Below are 18925 nucleotides of genomic sequence, written 5' to 3' on the forward strand. Positions count from 1 at the left end.
GTATAGCCTTGTGCTGCGTGACAAGCTGGATCGTCCGTTCCTATATAGGCTTCAACTTCAGTTATTATCCCACTAAAGCTGGAAAACTTTAATGTTTTTCCTAACAACTCTCCGGCAACAATTAAAGTTGGCTGTTCATAGAAATTTCTTGGTAGTATTATATTATTCATTATAATGTTTTTGTTTCCCTATTTAATTAAGAGGGTATATACATCTCTGGGAAACAGGAGCTTGATGTTCTTGTGGTTTATCTATACCTGTCACATTTGTTGAAGGATGTTGCAAAACTTTGATTAATTCAGAGCTTTTTTGTTGTAATTGTGATGCTAATGCTTCATGTAAAAATTTTGCTTCACATTTCTTGCCTATTTTTACTTCTTTATTTGCACGTAATTGTTCTTCAGTAATGCCATTATCTTTGATAAGCTTTATGGAGCCATCGTCGTTAATGTTAATTTTAATGTTACATTCTTTTTCTCCGGCATACCATTTTATAGTCATTTGATATGATCCATTAATTACTTCATAAACTCTTTTTCCATTATCATTAATATAGCAACATGCTCCTCTTGTCTTTTTTTGATTAGGGTAGCAAAATGTGATTGTTTTTACATTGTATTTTCTACATATGTTGCCACTTAGAAGTTTGGTTACATTTACTTCTTTTTCACTATCATTTAACACAACTCTTATAGAAGGGTAAACGATATCGTTTTCCCTTTTCGCTTCTTTGAGTCTTATAGATTCTATAGTGTTATTTACTATATTTTTGGATATCTCCTTTTTGATTTGTTCAGATATTTTGCCTGTAATATCTCTGCCATTATACTTATTTTTACCACGAGCGAAGGGTTTTGAGTTTGTGATATTGGTGGAAAGGTTATTTTGTAATGAAAAAAACTTATTCCATGCTTCGTCATCATCAAGAGTGATACTATGCTCGCCTTTATCTAATATTGATTTAGGTATATTTTGATTGCTCGAATTACCAGAAAGTTCTTCTTTCACAGTTATATCAGGATTATCATCTCCCCTTACTTTCTTATTCAGAAAAATAAGATGCTCCTCTTGTTTTTTTNNTTGTTTGGTTTTAAATCTGTCTCATTAAAAGAAGGTTCTTCTACCATAAGTGCATAAGGACTTTCGACTTTGCCCTTAATTGTAGAACAGATAGCTTTCCAAAGTTTTCTAATCTTGTCTAACATATACTCCTCCATTAATATTGACATATAACTAGTATAAGAGCATATATCAGTTAGTCAATATTTAAGCTGTTTAATCTTGAAGGCTAAAATACTTTTCTGCTTAGTTAGTTAGAACATGTTCCCATGGTATGCACTTTATAAAAGTGATTTTTATCAAATAAAGCTCTATCATTTCTTTAATATACCGCTATTTTCAGATAACGCAGTGGGTATGGTGTTAATTTCAATGCTTCTGGAATATTACCTTAAATAATTCATATCTAATTTATTTAGTCTCATTTTATCTATGCTTAATTTTTGATAGCGCGGAGTGAGAAATTTCGTGAGTATTTTTTTATCATCTTTCATTTCGACGAAATTTTTTGTTCTTCTGAGTAATCTCAAAGCAATTCTGGAGTGCCACGTACACGATAAGCAATTTCCTGTATTGTACCCTTCCTGATTTCATCAGGAAGAACTCTTGCGCCTCTTTATTATAATGTTAACTAGCTTTTCAAAAGGATGAATTCGAGATGCAAAAGGATGCCAAAACGTTCTTTCAACGATGCGGAAAGTAGTCTAAGGCGTGTTATTGCTCCAATCAACATAAAATGGTGGTAGGTCTATTTTTAGAGTGCGCAAGGTGAAAAGTTGCACGAAAGCTGACTCTTAATTTTTTAGAAACAATTTATGCTAAAGTTGTTTTTCCAATTCCTGGGGAGACCATACAATAGAATGTGATCCAAAGCTTCAGTTCTTGTCTGTGTGTAGCATTTATAAACACTCTTAAATTTTGTATTAATTCTTTTTGTTAGACAAAATCATTAAGCCGCTTGGCTCTAATATTTAAATTCCGTATACCTTCAGTATATTCTTTATTAAATAGTATTATTTTTATAATGTTGAAAGTTCCTTAAGCGCCATACAAATAATGTCCTTGATATTCAGGTTTAGGGATTTGTCTTGTGTTTTTTATTATATCGTAGGCTTTCNTTTTTTTTATATCCAAGATCTATCAAAGCTGAAACGTAATCTTCTTTAATCGGATGAAAGTTATTGTTATTTATTTTCGATTTATTCACTTTGCTACTCAGTTTAGTAATAATTTGATTTATGAGCTTCAAACCGAGTTCACTTATTTTGAGTGCAACTTTCTCCTCGCTCATAATTGCTAAAACATCTGTTTTGGAGTTAATTTGCTCAAAATTATGTTGCAGTTCTATAGCTAACACAGCTTATATTACAACTAGCAAACTTGCTGCTCCTCTTTGCTTATAAAAGCATATAGCTGAATAATGTTCTCTCTATTATTCACATAGTTTCAATAAACAATTTGATTTTACCTTCAATGGAAGCCTTTATTTAAGGCTTTAGATGAAAGCTACTATATAGCAACATCCTTTGCATTCAATATTATATGGTTGCTCTAAATTTTATCGACTGTTCCATTTAAATTTCCTATCATTTTTAGTCTGTCTAGAGTTTAGTTTAAAAACTTCTGGATACTAGGTCAAGTTTTGGTCCCAGGAAGTCCAATTCTTGTTTTATTATTTTAGTATTCTTCCTTGTTATTTAGTTATTTAAGTGTCCTTTCAATATTATTTTAATTTTTTATGATATCATCTCCTGGTTTTTTATGGTTGTCATTCTAATGTCTATGTGGTGTTATGAAAGTATCTGACGTTAAGATCTAGAAAACTTGATTTTAACTAAATGGCTTGTATAATAAAGACTAGATTCTAATGTCACACATAAAATAACACTTCTCTAGGTTACTCAGGTAATACTTTGCTTGCTAGTTTAGTGATTGCTTTAATTTTTAAGAAATTTACTAAACAGAAAAAAGGCAAGGGACCATGATAAATAATTGTTTACTTTCTCAAATTGATGTTCTACGCTATGCTGTGCTTAAAAAACTTTATAAGCACTCTCAATTTAAGAAGTTAAGAATTTAGATAAAATTAATAAAGATATAGGCACACATAGTACGAGAAATTAAACATAAGACATCAACTATATAGAATCACCAATCGTTTTAACCTTACATGGGTTGAAGACAATTAAACATCCTCAGTATTGTAAGAAGAGAGCTAAAAAGTTTGTTAAATGTTTTTTTATTTCTGTGGCTGGAAAAGTCTGAATGCATTAGCTATTTGTGTGATATTTTTCTTGTAAGCCTATATTCATATTATTTTCCATAATAATTAAAAATTTGTAAAAAGTTACTGTAAATTCATGTATTTNGAGGCTATAATACTTAAAAATGCTTGGTTTATGGAAAATTTTATTAGAGTTAAGGGTGCGAGAGAACATAATCTACAAGGTATAGATGTTGATATACCAAAAAATAATCTAGTTGTTATAACTGGACTAAGTGGTTCTGGTAAATCCAGCCTTGCATTTGACACAATTTATGCAGAGGGTCAACGCCGCTACATTGAAAGCCTATCAACCTACGCACGTCAATTTCTTAACGTAAAAGATAAACCAGATGTTGAGTCAATTACAGGCCTCTCTCCAACAATATCCATTGATCAGAAATCGATCTCAAAAAATCCAAGATCAACAGTTGGGACCATTACTGAAATTTATGACTATCTGCGCTTAATATATTCCAGAATAGGAGTTCCTTACTCACCTGTAACTGGATTACCGATAAGGAAACAGACTATGTCTCAAATTGTAGATACTATAGTGGCGCTACCTTTGGAAACTGAAGTATATATACTTGCTCCTATTGTACGTGGTAGAAAGGGGGAACATCTTAAAGAGATATTGGAAATTAAAAGGCAAGGTTATGTAAGACTAAAAATAGATGGCAAAATATATGATATAAATAACTTACCAAAGCTTGACAAGGGCAGAAGACATGATATCTTTGTGGTTACAGATAAGATATTAATATCAGATGATATAGGAAATCGATTGCCAAGCAGTATAGAGTCAGCATTGAGGCTTGGTCACGGGTTAATGTATGCAGAGATAATAGGCTTGCCTAACAATCATGATTCCAATTATAAAAGTGGTCATATCCTAACNTTTTCTGAGAGTTTTGCATGTCCGGAATCCGGCTTCACTCTTGAAGAAATAGAACCAAGATTCTTTTCTTTCAACAGTCCTTACGGTGCATGTGGATCATGTAATGGGCTTGGTAAGAAACTAAGTATTGATGTAAAGCTAATAGTGCCGGATGAAACACTTTCAATATCTGAAGGCGCTTTAAAGCCAGTAGGGTCAGTATTCCATCAAATGCACGTAAATTATGGGTTTATAAAAAATGCAATACTATCATTGGCTGAAAATTTTAAATTTAGTCTTGATCTTCCATGGAAGGACATGGATCGAAAAGTAAAAGATATGGTACTCTTTGGTTCTAGAGAAATGAAATTTCAAGGTTTGGTCAATATATTGGAAAATCAAATAGATTATGATGAAACACTTATTGAGCGATATTGTTCTGTTACTCACTGTAAAGAATGTAATGGCTACAGATTAAGAGAAGAAGCACTTACAGTGAAAATTGATGAAAAACACATAGGTGAAATATCTAAGCTTGACATTGATGAATCTCTTAAATGGTTTGGAGATTTGCCAAATAAACTTACGGAACAACAGAAGCAAATCTCAATTAGAATACTAAATGAAATAGTTAAGAGATTAACATTTTTAAAGAATGTAGGATTGAATTATCTTACACTTGATCGTGAGTCCAGCACTCTCTCTGGTGGTGAGAGCCAAAGAATTAGGCTTGCTTCACAAATAGGTTCTGGTTTAACAGGTGTGCTGTATGTGCTTGATGAACCTTCGATAGGTCTTCATCAGTGTGATAATTATCGATTAATTGCTACACTCAAAAACTTGAGAGATATAGGCAATACTGTAATTGTTGTTGAGCATGATGAAGATACAATAATGGCTGCTGATTATGTAATCGATCTTGGTTCTGGAGCTGGTGTAAATGGAGGAAGAATTGTTGCAGAAGGAACACCAGGTCAGGTGCGAAAAAGCTTAGAAAGCGTAACAGGACAATATTTAAGCAGAAAGAAACAGATTTTGATTCCGAAGAAGAGGAGAAAACAAACAACTCAGTTTATAAGGGTAATTAATGCGTATGAGAACAATTTAAAGAATATAAGCGTTGAGTTTCCTATAGGGAATTTTATTTGTGTTACTGGGATATCAGGGGGAGGAAAATCAAGTTTAGTTGTAGAAATACTATATAAATACTCAGCATATAAAATATATCGTTCATCTGCAAAGTATGGTAAGTGTGATAAAATAGAAGGCCTTGAGTATATAGATAAAGTTATAGAAGTCGACCAATCACCAATCGGTAAGATTCCTGCATCAAATCCAGCAACATATATAGGTATTTTTACTCATATAAGGAATTGGTTTGCAGGTCTTCCAGAATCAAGAGCACGAGGTTACAGTATAGGCCGATTTTCATTTAATATTAAGGGAGGAAGGTGCGAAGCGTGTAAAGGTGATGGATATTTAAAGATAGAAATGCATTTTCTACCGGATGTTTATGTAAAGTGTGAGCAATGTAAAGGTCAACGGTATAACCGGGAAACATTAGAGATTACCTATAAAGGTAAATCAATTTCTGATGTGCTTGATATGACAATAGATCAAGCTTGTGATTTTTTTGGAAATCTTCCAATGATAAAAGAAAAGTTAGTTTCTTTGCAGGAAATAGGGCTTGGCTATGTAAAACTCGGGCAACCATCAACAACGTTGTCTGGGGGAGAAGCACAGCGAATAAAGCTATCTAAAGAGCTGTCAAAACGATTTACTGGTAAGACATTATATATTCTCGATGAGCCAACAACTGGATTGCACTTTGAAGATGTAAATAACTTATTGAAAGTGCTTCATAAATTAGTCGATTTAGAAAACACTGTTATAGTTATAGAGCATAATTTACACGTTATAAAAACTGCAGATTATATAGTAGATATTGGACCAGAAGGCGGAATAAAAGGTGGAAAAGTGGTTGCTACAGGCACTCCGGAAAGTATAATAGATATACCAGAGAGTATTACAGGTAGATATCTTAAGCCATACTTACTCAACGGTATAAAATCATCACAATAACTGCAGTATGTGAGACGGTGAGATAGATGTTCATGATAAAGAAATGTGAAATTTTTTTGTCAACTTACCTGCTATTTATGGTGAAGTACTAGCAAAAAGTTGGTGAAAGTGATAATCAATACAGTTTAGATAAAAGATTGCTTGATGTTTTAAATGAGTTAGTGACCGACATGCATCATTAGGTAATTTTAATTATGCTAAATATATAATTCCTTTTCTAAAGACAGGATCTGATTCAAATGTGCAAGATCGGAGTGAAGGTTTCAGTTGAAATATATTACTAAAAATAAGTGCTTTTGGTCTATTCAGGACGCTTTTTTCACTAATCTAAAGTCAGAAAATGGTTACATTACCTGTAGCAATTAGGTACTTTATGATGATCTAATGTATGGCTCTGATAGTAATGGCAAGGTGATTTTTGATAGATTAAGTAATTTTAGCTTAGAAGATGAGGATTTGAACTGTAGTTCAAGTGGATTATCTTTTTCTAAAAAACTCACTTTCGGTGGAGCTAAAAATAGCATTAATTACAATAGATAAGAAGTCTGAGAAAAGTGTTTTAGGAAACATTGAGAAAAAGGTAAAGGATTTCTTAAAGAAAAGAAACAAGACTGAGTTTATATTGTAGTTATTGTGGAAAAACTTTAATTAATTAATATTAAAAGAAATGGAAAGAGCTATTATTCAGCTTTATATAAATTTATTCTCTTCAAGCCGTAATGCTTAATGTGTTCTATTATGTTGATAAAAGTGGTGGTGACGAATGTAAGGCTTTAGGCTAGATCATAAAGGGAGCATGAGTAATCTGTTGTTAAAGAGTGGAATATGATAAGGATTTTTCTTCAGTGATATCAAGCTTACAAAACGAGTATTATAACTTTGATTGTTTAAATAACCTTAGTAAACAATGTTAGAGTAGAGAAGAAGAACTAAAAGTATAGTATATAAAGGTATTGTAAGTAGAGAATAAACTCAAGAAGGGAGCTAAAAAAAGTAGAAATAGATAATGGGTATTTTTATGTAAAATACCTATAAGATAGTACTATTAAACCTATGAAAATTTTGAACAATAAAGAAGCTTAAGATTTAAATATAAGAATTAGCCTACTTTAAATAGAGAAAAGTGTAGTAAAAATTGAAAATAAGAAAGGGAAAAAGAAATTATATGATGTCTTGCATAAGTTGGTATTGAGATATCTTTTATTAAATTAGGAAAGATAATAAAAAAATAAAGGTAGAAGTTAGTGATAAAAACAAAGCAAAGTTTAGTAAGTTNAAAAATAGATCAAGTTTAAGTAAAAGCTGTTTCTTAGAAGAAGAAGGTGTTTTAGAGGTGCCCGTAGTTAAGAGTGTTAAGAAAAGTGGCTATATATTTAGCTATAAAGTTTGCAAAAGTATAGGTGATTCTATTACTTTTATAAGTAAAGTTTTCTCAAGATTATTTCAAGAGACAAGTGGAATGTTATCAAGGATATAAAATTACATCTATGGCTAAACTAGTAATAAGAATTCACTTAAATTTACTTTTATTCCTGATTAAGGAAATGCAGTTACCTGATTAATTGAGGTATTTGTAACTCTGATATCTAGCAGCTGACAAGAACTCGGTATAATGTTTTTATTACAAGTGTTAAAGGCAAGGGATATATAGTAGTTATTCTGTCAAAATTTATTAGAAAAGGGTAGAGGTTTACAGTGAGCATATCTGTAAAAAGAGTCGTTTAGTTAAGTGTTTTTTCGGTAAAATCGAATATATTTTTTCTAGATTTAGTAAAACTGTTGAGGTTTTTATGGATTTTCTTGTTGTTATGCTTTTGTTTGGCTTCTCTAAAATTTTGTCCATATGTCCTATGGGCTTTCTACCATTTGATAGATAGTAGTTCATTTACAAATTTTTCTTCTATAAATTTACAGAAATCATCAACTAAGCAAAAATAGCTTCATTGTATCTTTAATTTATGGATAACTTATTTAAATTTGGTTTCTCAATATTAACTAGGTTTATCTTGTTTTCTATCTTTTCTATTCTTTTTTAATCTAGGGTTTAGGTCTCTAATACTTATTATGTCATTTTAACCTATTTTGCACCACATAATCCTTTCTGCATTAGCTATAGAATATAGATGTTTACTGTTTAAAAAACTTGTATTCCTTGCTTTGTAGAAGATTTGCGATGTTTTTGTGGTGCTTTAAGAAAATTAATATTGCTACAATTAATAGTACAAAAAATAGCTCTCTTTGAAAAAAGAAAGTTGCTATAACAGCTACTGTAATAGAAGTTAAAGAAGCAAGGGAAGAATATCGAAGAGTAGAAAATGCTACTAGCCAAATAAGTACGAACAGCAGCGCCACACGGTTATTAAGTGCTATTAAAATTCCTAAAGTTGTTGCAACTCCCTTTCCTCCATTGAACTTTAGCCAGATAGGGAACATATGTCCTAGAACTGCTAAGATTGCAGATGTATATATAATAATGCCATTATTGAAAAATTGTTGCGCTGCGTAAACTGCAATAAACCCTTTCAAAGAGTCCAGAAACAATGCCAGAGCAGCAAGCTCTTTATTTCCTGTTCTTGCAATATTTGTAGCACCAATATTTCCAGAACCTACTTCTCTTAAATTTATTCCTTTTATCTTTGTAATAATTGAACTAAATGGTATTGAACCCAATACATATGATGATATAAGGACTATATATTTCTCCATTACGCTTACATCTTTGGTGCTATCCTTAATACGTAGTAAGTACTAAACTTCAGAAAAAATAAGTATAGATTCAAGCACCAAGTACTGAAGTGATAGCGGCTTGTGTTTACCTGATATGGCTGCATACTAAAGAGGAACCTAATTAATTTTATTATCCTTTAATCTTTTTAGGTAATATTGAGCTTCATCGTTAATCTGATTACTGAATAGTATAAGTGCTGTCATATTAATAAGAGCTAAACAAGAGAATAAAGTTCCACCAATATTGGCAATAGTCATTATATCTTTAGAAAGACCAGAGAAAAACGCCACAATTATTACCGCTATGCGGTATATTACTATACTTTTTGTACCAAACAAATATAGCCATCCCATTTCACAGCAATACACAAAAGAAATTATTGAAGAAAATGCAAATAAAGGTGCAGCTATAGTTAAGAGTATAGGAAACCAAAAAGAAACTGTTTCAAATGCTTTTTGAGTAATCAGTATTCCCTCACCAACGCCGGTTTGGTATGCACCTGTTATTACTATTGTTATTCCTGTTAAACAACAAATTAACATTGTATCAAAACATGGTTCTATCATTGCAACTAATCCAGTTCTAACTGGTTCCTCATCTTTAGCCGCTGCATGCGTAATTGAGGCAGAGCCAATACCTGCTTCACTAGCAAAAATTGCTCTTTGAATTCCGCTAACAAATGCTCCTACTACTCCTCCACCAGCGGCATTGAAGTCTATCATATTAGAAAATAATATTTTAAGTGCATTACCAAGATTGTTAATATTAAATGCAATAATTGTGATACAACTGAAAATATATATAAGCGACATGACGGGCACTAATGCAGAGGATACTATAGCTATTCTTCTAATTCCACCGATAATTACCAAAGCAAGCAACACAGAAATTATGGAAGAGATTAACCAGAGGTGACTATCTACCCAATTTGAATGGCCAGACAATATTGAAACCATCTGGTTAGTTTGAAATGCTACACTTCCACCAAGACCAGATAATACGAAAAATACTGCGTATACTGCAGCTAAGATAATACCGAGTTTCTTAAATCCAAATTCCTCCAGTCCGTTTCTAATATATTGAAATGGACCACTAAATAACTGTTTCTGACCTTCTGTTCTATGTCTGAACGCTAAAGTTACTTCAGCAAACTTCGCTGACATGCCGAAAAGACCTGTAATCATCATCCAAGGCACTGCTCCTGGTCCTCCAGTTGAAATTGCAATTGCAACGCCAGCAACAGTTCCAAGCCCTACTGTACTTGAGAGTGCAGTTATAAATGCCTGAAAATGCGTAATGTGACCATCGTGGTGATCTGTGTCATACTTCCCACATAGGATAGCAAATGCATGCTTAAACATTTTTATATTGAGAAATTTAAAACGTAATGTTAGAAACACGTAACTGAAGGCCACTAGGAAAATTGTAAATGGTATGTAGAAAATTTTAAAAAACAATACTTTATTCATGAAGTTATTTACTCCGTCTAATACAGCATCGTAGCTTTTATAAAGACCCGAAGTAGCATATGCGTCATTAAATAATAGGCAAAATAGTACTACATACAGTAACCTATAAATCATGTTTAATACCTCTTAGAATTGTAATAAGAATCTATTATTGTATTTATGGCTTTCCTTCTTAGGAGATATATTGTAATAGCATTTGGAACCATAAAGCACATAAACAAATCATTGCCTAGATAAGATATAAGTTTTGTACCTTTTGATATACACTGAAACTACTGCAAAAATTTGAAGTAACACTAGTACTTTTTATTACCAAATAAGTGCTATTTTATGTAGCAATAATAAGCTATTGTTGTGGGGAATGCAAAAGAAAACATTATTAGTGAAGGAACTGACTTGTTAAATAAAGGTAAGACTGTTGGAAACGCTGAGTTAACAACGCGATATTACCCCTTGTCATGGTGCTATTGAATACCAGTATATTATCATATACAACTGAATGTGTTATACTGTTGTTCCGGTGCCTGCTTTATTAGTAAATAATAACTTCTCACGTACTATTAATCTATTTAATACTTTGCCTCTATAGCTAATTTGTTAGAGATATTTTGGAATGTTGTAGAGTAAAATATTCAATGAATTATCTCCGTCTACATAGGTTAAATACGCAAGCATACCTGTATACAGAATTATCAATAGTGGGTAGTAAAACTATTGAATTAAAAGCAATTTGTTTTGCTTTCCTCAGTATTACAATTAGAACAAGCGTCAAATATGATAAAAGACATGTTGTGTTTGAAGAGGGCATTTAGTTTGTTTGAAGTAGTATATCATATGAAATCATTGCAGTAAGTAGGTTAATTAAATAGGTAAATGCAGGTAATTTACCAGTTTTTATAAATCTAATTTTTGCAAGTTCATATTTTATGTTATAAAGAGATTTGCCAGTTTTAAATTTTCAGAACGATAAGTGAATACAAGCACTACTTTGGCAAACCTTGTAGCATACTAAGCATTACGATGACTATTATCTAAAAATTGCACGTGAGTTTATTGCACAACAATCGCAACTTCTTGGTATTATTCTAAGTCCTAAGACCAACTGTTTCCGAAATTGCTGCTACAAATACCTATGAATGATTATATGTTGTTATAATTATACATTTTAGGTNTTAGATAGCGTCTGTATTCCATGCTTAACTGAGCTAAAGTTAGTAAAATTAAATTAGACATAAAAGAATCCAGTTGCAATTACTTAAATAAGTAAAACGGAACTAAGATATCTTTGTATACAGAAATGAACTCAAAAGTTTACTTATTTTTGAATTATGCTCTACCACTTACTGCTTTTTATTGTAATTTACAGCTAGCGAGCTTTATAGGTATAATATATATAAAATCCAGTACTTATTGGAATGGTAAGTGCGTACACCATGCCTAAAATTGGTAAAGTAACCCAAGGCTTGCTGACAAAAAATACAATAAACACTCCAAAAAGCGATACAAATATATAAGATAAGTTTCTGGGAATATAAATATATTTTGCGGAAAAAGTTGGAATATGACTGACTGAGAAAAATGAGATAGCAAAAAAGTAACAAGCAGTGTTCCTTATGTTGAAAAACTGCTCTATAAGAAGTAAATGTTCACTTTCTTGAGAGTGAAAGGTACCAATTATTGGTAACAAGGAAAGTAAAGCACATATTGGTGCTGGTACTCCAGAAAAGAAAAACTTTTCCCAGTCAAATTGCTCTACGTTTAATGATATATTAAACCTTGCAAGTCTTATCGAGATGCAGATTACATATATCATTACCAATATCCATCCTATAACTTTGATTTCTTTTAATTTCCAAAAGTATAAAAGAAATGCAGGTGCTGCACCGAAGTTCAGAAAATCCGCAAAGGAATCAAGTTGTGCTCCAAAATTGCTAGTTAATTTTAAGATTCTGGCTATTTTGCCATCCATTCCATCTATAATTGCTGCAATGATGATAAAAATTACTGCAAACTCCCACTGTTCATTAAATGTGAATTTAAGTGAAGTAAGACCAGAACATAGACCTAATAAAGTTATAAAATTTGGAAATAATTTAGCAACAGGCAGAAAACTATTGTTATTACCATTATTGTTCATATAATATCAAAAGTAAGCTTTTCTTGAGTATTTTTCTTATTTAAATTTGCTATAATTGTTTCACCACTGATAACAGTTTGTCCTTTTGAGACTCTTATTTCTGCATCAACAGGTACATAGATATTTACTCTACTTCCAAACCTTATAATTCCAAACCTTTCACCTGCTTTTACAGCCTGGAGAACTTTTAGGTTACAAACGATACGGCGTGCAACTAGCCCAGCTATTTGTTCTACAATAATTTCTTTTTCCTTTTCGTATTCGATTACAATAACTTGTTTTTCATTTTCATTGCTAGATCTATTACTTGTTGCAAACATAAATTTGCCTTTTTTGTAGTGCACTTCTTTTACTGTACCAGATATTGGTATGCGATTCACATGTACATCCAAAATGCTCAAGAATATACTAATAAGTATGAATTTTTTCCCCTCTTCATTTTCCGTTGGTAAAGGATAACTTGCTTCTTCGATTTTTGAAATTACACCATCGGCAGGACTTAGTATAAGATCTCTATTGCTTGGCACGACCCTTGTTGGATCACGAAAGAAGTAGATGCATAGTAATGTTGGAAATAAGCATGTAATACCACCCCCCCAAGATAAAGAGAATGCTATACACGTCACTATAAAAGAAATTGCTATAAATAAGTAACCTTCTCTGTTTATATTAGGTAACCAAAAGCACATAACCTTACTAGCAATAATCTGTTATTAACAATTTATCACTTATCGCTTCTAATGGAAAGTCTTTTTTAACCGCTTCAAGAAAAAAACTCTTGATCGATGTAAAAGTTAAGTAGTTTTTTGACAAAGGTTTTACTCTAAGTTAGGTTTCTTTTGGACGCAAGAAGTAAGGAGAAGTATAGAGGATAAAACTTTAGAAAGGGATTGTCAGAATAAATGGACTTTTGTTTAGAGGATATGGGCNAAACAAGAGTAAAAAGGCATGTGTTGTATGAATTTGTCGGTGATTTTATTATATAAAAATAGTATAAGTAAACGAATATTCTATGAGTAGAATAATAAATATAAAACAGTAGAATGAAAAAAAGCTTCTTGCTAAAAAAAAGAAAGCTAAGGTAACAGAGTAAGAAAGCAGAAATTGGAATAGGAAATTCAGTTATAAGGACGAAAGAAGGGTATAAATAGATAACGAAATTTGTACTTAAAAAGTGGTATAATGGAACACATGTTAGCGGTAGTATATATAATTTTTTTAAAGCTCTAATATAGAGTATAAGAGAAAGTAAAAAAGAAAAATAATTAGAGAAATAGCTTTTAGTAAAAAAAGGTGAAGGTTAGCATTATATTTTTATTTGAGTAAAAATATGATGGTAAATAGAGACAAAATTAAGCATTTATAAATAGACAATATAAGCTGCATAGTGTAGAGGAAGTTGTAAAAGGATACTTATATAGTGTTGAGGTATTTTAATTACATAAAACAAAATTACAGCATATGCTTGATGAAGTAATGACGAGTAGTAGTTCAAAACTTGTATTAGAAGTAATATGAATGAGCATCCTTTTGAAAGAATGTTGATTTAAATGAAGACAAAGTATTGATATGTAAAGTCATATAGGTTGCAAGAAAATAATAAGATGGAGCTCTTTTGAAGAACATTAAACAATGATTTGACTGAGGGTATGTCATTTAAGACTTTTAAAGAATTTAAGAATAAGCTACTTAATTTATTATAATGAGTACATTAAGATCTTAATGATCTTGTGATTGAATTTTTTGTAAAATTTTTGTCAATGGATTAATTGTTCTTTATAAGATGGTTTATCGAAACTGAAAAAAGGTAGAGAACCGTATTNTGAGTATGGCTAAAAAACATGTTATAGTTTCAGAAGTCTATTTTTCTTATTGGATTTTATAAAATATTAAGAAGTGATTACATTTTTTCTAAGTTTAGCCTACCTATTTTAACAATTGTGCTTGTTTAGTTTTTTTTTATTACATCTCTGAATAGAGATGTTTTTTTTAAAAAGTAATGTGCTTAGTATCTAGAAAAGTCTGCATGGATATTCTTCATAACAATATTTTTTCTTAAGGAAAGCAGTTGTCTCATTATAAGAATATAGCACCTGATCAACATTTACTTATAAATTTTCTAAAGAATTGTGAATTAGTTTTCTCTGAAAAGAATGTGGTAACACTTATCTTACATAGTTTCACGGAATCTTATACACATACCATTTATTTATGTGGAATTGGCTTTGTACTAAAATGGTTAATGTTTCTAGTTCCAAATATAGCTGATAAAATATGGTTTTTAGGCTTGCTACAATATTTTATACTTCTAATCAGTTAGAGTTTATAATAATGAAATTTTATGCTCATTGAAAAGTGAAATGACTCTGTCGTCGAGAAAATCTATAGCCATATAATAGCTGTTTTGTTTATATACAATTTGGTAAGTTTAAGTTATGAATAAGTATCAATAAATGTCTGCTGATAAATTGGTCGAGTGCACTTGGTATTACCTGCATGAAGTATCTTGATTGCTAAATATTTTGAATATTTTATCTCAATTTTCCTTATGCTTCTTTTTGTACTTTAGTTATTTCTAGAATAGCAAATTGTCTTCTGTTAAGTTTTTAAAAAGCTCACCTTGAACTGTTTTTGCTTTAAGTGCTTTTTGATTTTTTTGTAAAAGTTTCAAGATTATACTTATTTCCATATTAACCTTATCCCATCAGGAGATATTAAAATACCTCTTTTTTTAGTTTCTTATCTGTACTTAGCTTATCCATACACCAAAAAACTCTCTACTGCTATCATTGTCCTTTCTATATTTTTCAATACCTTATTTGCAAGCGTAGTGACTTTCTTTTTTTCATATAGGCTTCTTTTCCTTTTTTGTATAGCTCATTATGCTAATGAAATGTCTTCTTATGAGAATCCATAAAAGAGCTCTGTAAATTCATACTCTTTTCTAATTGTTTACTCTATGATGTTGGTACTTATTTCTCTTGCAATCACCGGTAGTTTTGGATAATGGGAAGCTCTGTTAAAATAACTGTTTAAAGAGTGGAGACAGAGGCTGAATGGGTTACAAGTTGGATAAGTGGAATTCAGGAAAGCTCCAATGAAAGAAAAATTTAGTAAAAGTGAGTAATGGTAAAAAATTTTTTGTTGACTTAATTCTATTTAATAGACTTGATTTGTTTTTGTTACTTTATATAACTAAGTATATGCCTTTAATTATAAGTAAAGGTAATGAGGTTACACCTTACGTATAGTCAATTTCGTTAAATTAACAATTAAGCATGAGGAAAGTTAGCTTTAATATTGTTCGTTATCTATATAAGTAAAGTTGATGTCTTTCTTAATTGTAGCAAATTGGAAAATGAATGGAACGCGGTCTTTGTTTGTTGACTTTATAAATAAACTTAACAATAAGAGCAATGGAATTACCTCTAAGATCGTGGTTTGTCCACCTTTTACATCATTGCCAGATGCCATAGAGCTAAGCGATAATATTAATATAGGAGCACAGAATTGCCATCATAAAAAATATGGATCTTACACAGGTGAGGTTAGTGCAAGGATGTTAAAAGAATTAGAATGTACTTATGTAATACTTGGACATTCTGAAAGAATCAACGAAACAGATAGTGAAATAAAACTTAAGTCAGAAATAGCAATAGAGTCTGGTCTACACCCAATTATTTGTGTAGGTGAAAATGCAGAAAATTATAAGAGTAGGAGAACAAAGGAAGTAATAGTATATCAATGCAAAAACCGCTTATTAACACATAGTGAATATACTGTAGCATACGAACCGTTGTGGGCAATAGGTACAGGGTATGTACCAAGCAATGATGAAATTGCTGAGGTAATAGAGGTAATAAAATCCTGTATTGGTGAAAAACAGGTTATATATGGTGGTTCAGTTAGTTTGGAAAATATAGGAAGTTTGCTTAGGATCTCAAATTTATCAGGAGTTTTAATTGGTAGTGCAAGCCTAGATTTTGATTACTTTTATAAAATTATACAACAAGTTGAAGAAACCTACAATTCTGAAATCAGTAATTAGGAAATCTGTATACATACTAACAGATTTAAGGAGTACAAAATAGCAGCATTAATAATTGCAGCGGGAGGAGCAATAAATGCAAAATAGTGCAGTTTCTAAGCAGTGTATANNACTACAGGTAAACCTATTTTATCTCATACAGTCAGAAAATTCTTAGCTAACCAGGATATAGATTATGTAATAGTGGTCATTAACGAAAATTATGAAAATTTCTATAAGAAAGCTATATCATCAATTATAGATACTAAATTCTGAGCCCAGTATATGGGTGAGAAATTAGGTAAAACTCAGTTAAATTGGGACTTGAGAGTTTGCAAAAGAAATGAACCATGATTTTGTCATTATGGTAATAGAAGTATATTCGCGATGGTGATGCGATAATACATGCAATATTTGATGCAATATTGGGAACGCTAGAATATGATGATATAGGGGTTTTCCTTCTAATTTTGCTAGTTGGAAAGATTGTGACTCATCTTATTTCCTATAAGCTTTGCTGCTACAAGGGCTAAAGAAAGAGGATCGTGTATCTAATTTAAACAATTACTATAGTTTGTGAAGAGCCTAAAATATTGCCTTATATTGATTGTAAATTTGTAAATATAAAAACAACAGCTGCAGAAAAGTTGGGTTCTATTGAAAGAAGTGAAAGAATAGCAGTGGCATGCTTCCATATTATTGGACAAGTTAGCGTCTTGTGTTAATTTTCCCTTAACGCTTATGACCATATCTATTAAGTAGAACCACTTAAGGTAGTTTAAAACCTGCTCCTAAAAATTAATTTAAAAAAAAATCCTCTTTCATCTTCAATGAAAGTTCTCACGAACATTGCTCTGTCTATTGCTGTAGCATATAATCAAGTTTTGGATCGAGGAATTTTATAAAGCCATAAAAAATTAATTTTAAAAATGTTAGTAATGATACAATATTTTCGCAAGTACTCAATCCTCTTATATCTAAATTTTAAGTCTTGGATGTGTTGATCAAAGAAAATGACCTCTTCCACACAGGTCTAAGATTATGTCTTAGTCCAGCTTCATTTGATAAATCCACTACACAGTTTATGGACGTAGTAGACATTATCCAAATTAAAATGTCTTACTTTTACTTTTTAGTATACTTTTTTTAGCGCTATACATATTCACTTTTCATTTCTCTTTTTATTTGGTAAAAATCTTCAATTTATGCATCCTATAGAGTTTTATACATTCCATCTTTATCAAGAAATTTTTAGTTCATGCAGTTTTCTATAATCTTGTCATATAATTAAGTAATTAAGTACTGAAATGAGGTCTATATGCAAAAACATAGATAGGAGATGTGTTATTACTATGATAAACTTCATCTTACATATGATTCATATAGAAATTTTTGGATATTATTTTCACTTGCAGAATTGAGTTGTGATGTTGTCTAATCTAGAATTAATATAGGTGCAATTAAAAAAATTGCTCTTACAATTGTAATGCGTTGCCTCTACCAATCCAAAAATTTTACACCTCTTCTCTCAACAAGTGACTCGTAACCTTGAGGCAATTTTAAAATAAATCCATCGGCGTGTGGACATTTAATAGCCTCTACAACTTCATCATCACTAGCCTATATTTTGTCATAATGAGTATTTTTAACAGAGTTATATGAAAAAGTGATGAATCTTGTGGAATCGTTTTTGCTCTTTTGTGTAAAGAACTCTGGGTTATGTTGGAAATATCTTGCCGTTAATTGAAATTTTCTAGACTTTACATCGTAAAACCTGAGAGGTTAGGTTTACAGAATGTTGATTTGCCTTTGCCCGAATAATCAACAGGTTCTACTTTTTGGTCAGATTCAATTATCATGAGCTTGTTTCTAAATATTAGTATTGCATTATTCATAATGGAAATGAATTTTATCAAAAGTAATTTTGTTTTTTTTAATGGCTAGACCTATAATATTTGGCTGATCTTAAATTTTATGAGTGGAAGTAATTGTTCTTAGAGCTTGAGTAATTCTTACTTCCGATTGGAAAATCATAAAAAGTTTTTTGCTATCATCCAAAGGGAATTAGCTATTGCTATGTTAATTATCAAATAAAGGAAAAAAGTATTCGGTAGTCATTGATCCTTAACTCTTTCTCTAGTTAGAAAATAATAAATTAAGTATTTGTACAGTTATAAATGAGAAGGCATAGAAAGTGAAAATTGGCATGCCTAGCTATTAAGGTCCTCTGTTTTGCTTTAATAATTTTGCTATGAGGATCCATAAAGATGGTTTTTCCTG

The 18925-nt window shown here is 31.1% G+C and carries 10 protein-coding genes and 2 pseudogenes; 4 read left to right on the top strand and 8 right to left on the bottom strand.

What is annotated here, in order from left to right; genetic code table 11:
* The 4 genes and pseudogenes from HSX44_RS00165 to ruvA all read right to left on the bottom strand — a co-directional run.
* Nucleotides 1-170 (bottom strand): DNA-3-methyladenine glycosylase (locus tag HSX44_RS00165; RefSeq protein ID WP_275602389.1); only part of this gene is annotated, 170 nt, incomplete at its 3' end.
* 22 nt (nt 171-192) lie between these two features.
* Nucleotides 193-1008 carry a hypothetical protein gene (locus tag HSX44_RS00170; RefSeq protein WP_275601785.1) on the bottom strand — a complete coding sequence of 272 codons (816 nt, stop codon included), beginning with the start codon at nt 1006-1008 and terminating at the stop codon, nt 193-195.
* A gap of 297 nt (nt 1009-1305) precedes the next feature.
* Nucleotides 1306-2082 (bottom strand): annotated as a pseudogene (locus tag HSX44_RS00175) (AAA family ATPase).
* A pseudogene (gene ruvA, locus HSX44_RS00180) lies at nt 2079-2601 on the bottom strand (Holliday junction branch migration protein RuvA). Before ruvA ends, HSX44_RS00175 begins: the two co-directional pseudogenes overlap by 4 nt.
* Nucleotides 2602-3458: 857 nt before the next feature.
* On the opposite strand from ruvA, the gene uvrA reads away from it, so the two are divergent.
* Both uvrA and HSX44_RS00190 read left to right on the top strand, forming a co-directional pair.
* A complete protein-coding gene (gene uvrA, locus HSX44_RS00185) occupies nt 3459-6284 on the top strand; it encodes an excinuclease ABC subunit UvrA (RefSeq protein WP_275601786.1) in 2826 nt (941 codons plus the stop codon).
* A 472-nt stretch (nt 6285-6756) separates the two neighbouring features.
* On the top strand, nt 6757-6912 hold the full coding sequence (locus HSX44_RS00190; RefSeq protein WP_275601787.1) for a hypothetical protein: 156 nt from the start codon (nt 6757-6759) through the stop codon (nt 6910-6912).
* 1499 nt (nt 6913-8411) lie between these two features.
* Here HSX44_RS00190 and plsY read toward each other — a convergent pair.
* On the bottom strand, nt 8412-8990 hold the full coding sequence (gene plsY, locus HSX44_RS00195) for a glycerol-3-phosphate 1-O-acyltransferase PlsY (protein WP_275601788.1): 579 nt from the start codon (nt 8988-8990) through the stop codon (nt 8412-8414).
* A 138-nt stretch (nt 8991-9128) separates the two neighbouring features.
* Nucleotides 9129-10595 carry an alanine/glycine:cation symporter family protein gene (locus tag HSX44_RS00200; RefSeq protein WP_275601789.1) on the bottom strand — a complete coding sequence of 489 codons (1467 nt, stop codon included), beginning with the start codon at nt 10593-10595 and terminating at the stop codon, nt 9129-9131.
* A gap of 521 nt (nt 10596-11116) precedes the next feature.
* Between HSX44_RS00200 and HSX44_RS00205 the strand changes: the two genes are divergently transcribed.
* Entirely contained in the window at nt 11117-11293 is a 177-nt protein-coding gene (locus HSX44_RS00205; protein ID WP_275601790.1) for a hypothetical protein, read from the top strand.
* A 554-nt stretch (nt 11294-11847) separates the two neighbouring features.
* On the opposite strand, the gene HSX44_RS00210 is transcribed toward HSX44_RS00205, so the two are convergent.
* Both HSX44_RS00210 and HSX44_RS00215 read right to left on the bottom strand, forming a co-directional pair.
* Nucleotides 11848-12618 (bottom strand): CDP-alcohol phosphatidyltransferase family protein, encoded by a 771-nt coding sequence (locus HSX44_RS00210; protein ID WP_275601791.1) that lies wholly within the window; start codon nt 12616-12618, stop codon nt 11848-11850.
* Nucleotides 12615-13307: a phosphatidylserine decarboxylase gene (locus HSX44_RS00215; RefSeq protein WP_275601792.1), complete on the bottom strand. Its 693-nt coding sequence runs from the start codon at nt 13305-13307 to the stop codon at nt 12615-12617. Before HSX44_RS00215 ends, HSX44_RS00210 begins: the two co-directional genes overlap by 4 nt.
* A gap of 2639 nt (nt 13308-15946) precedes the next feature.
* Here HSX44_RS00215 and HSX44_RS00220 point away from each other — a divergent pair.
* On the top strand, nt 15947-16666 hold the full coding sequence (locus HSX44_RS00220; protein WP_275601793.1) for a triosephosphate isomerase: 720 nt from the start codon (nt 15947-15949) through the stop codon (nt 16664-16666).
* Nucleotides 16667-18925 lie beyond the last annotated feature (2259 nt).

Origin of the sequence: Wolbachia endosymbiont of Onchocerca gibsoni, assembly GCF_029169405.1 — a bacterium.
GTDB lineage: Bacteria > Pseudomonadota > Alphaproteobacteria > Rickettsiales > Anaplasmataceae > Wolbachia.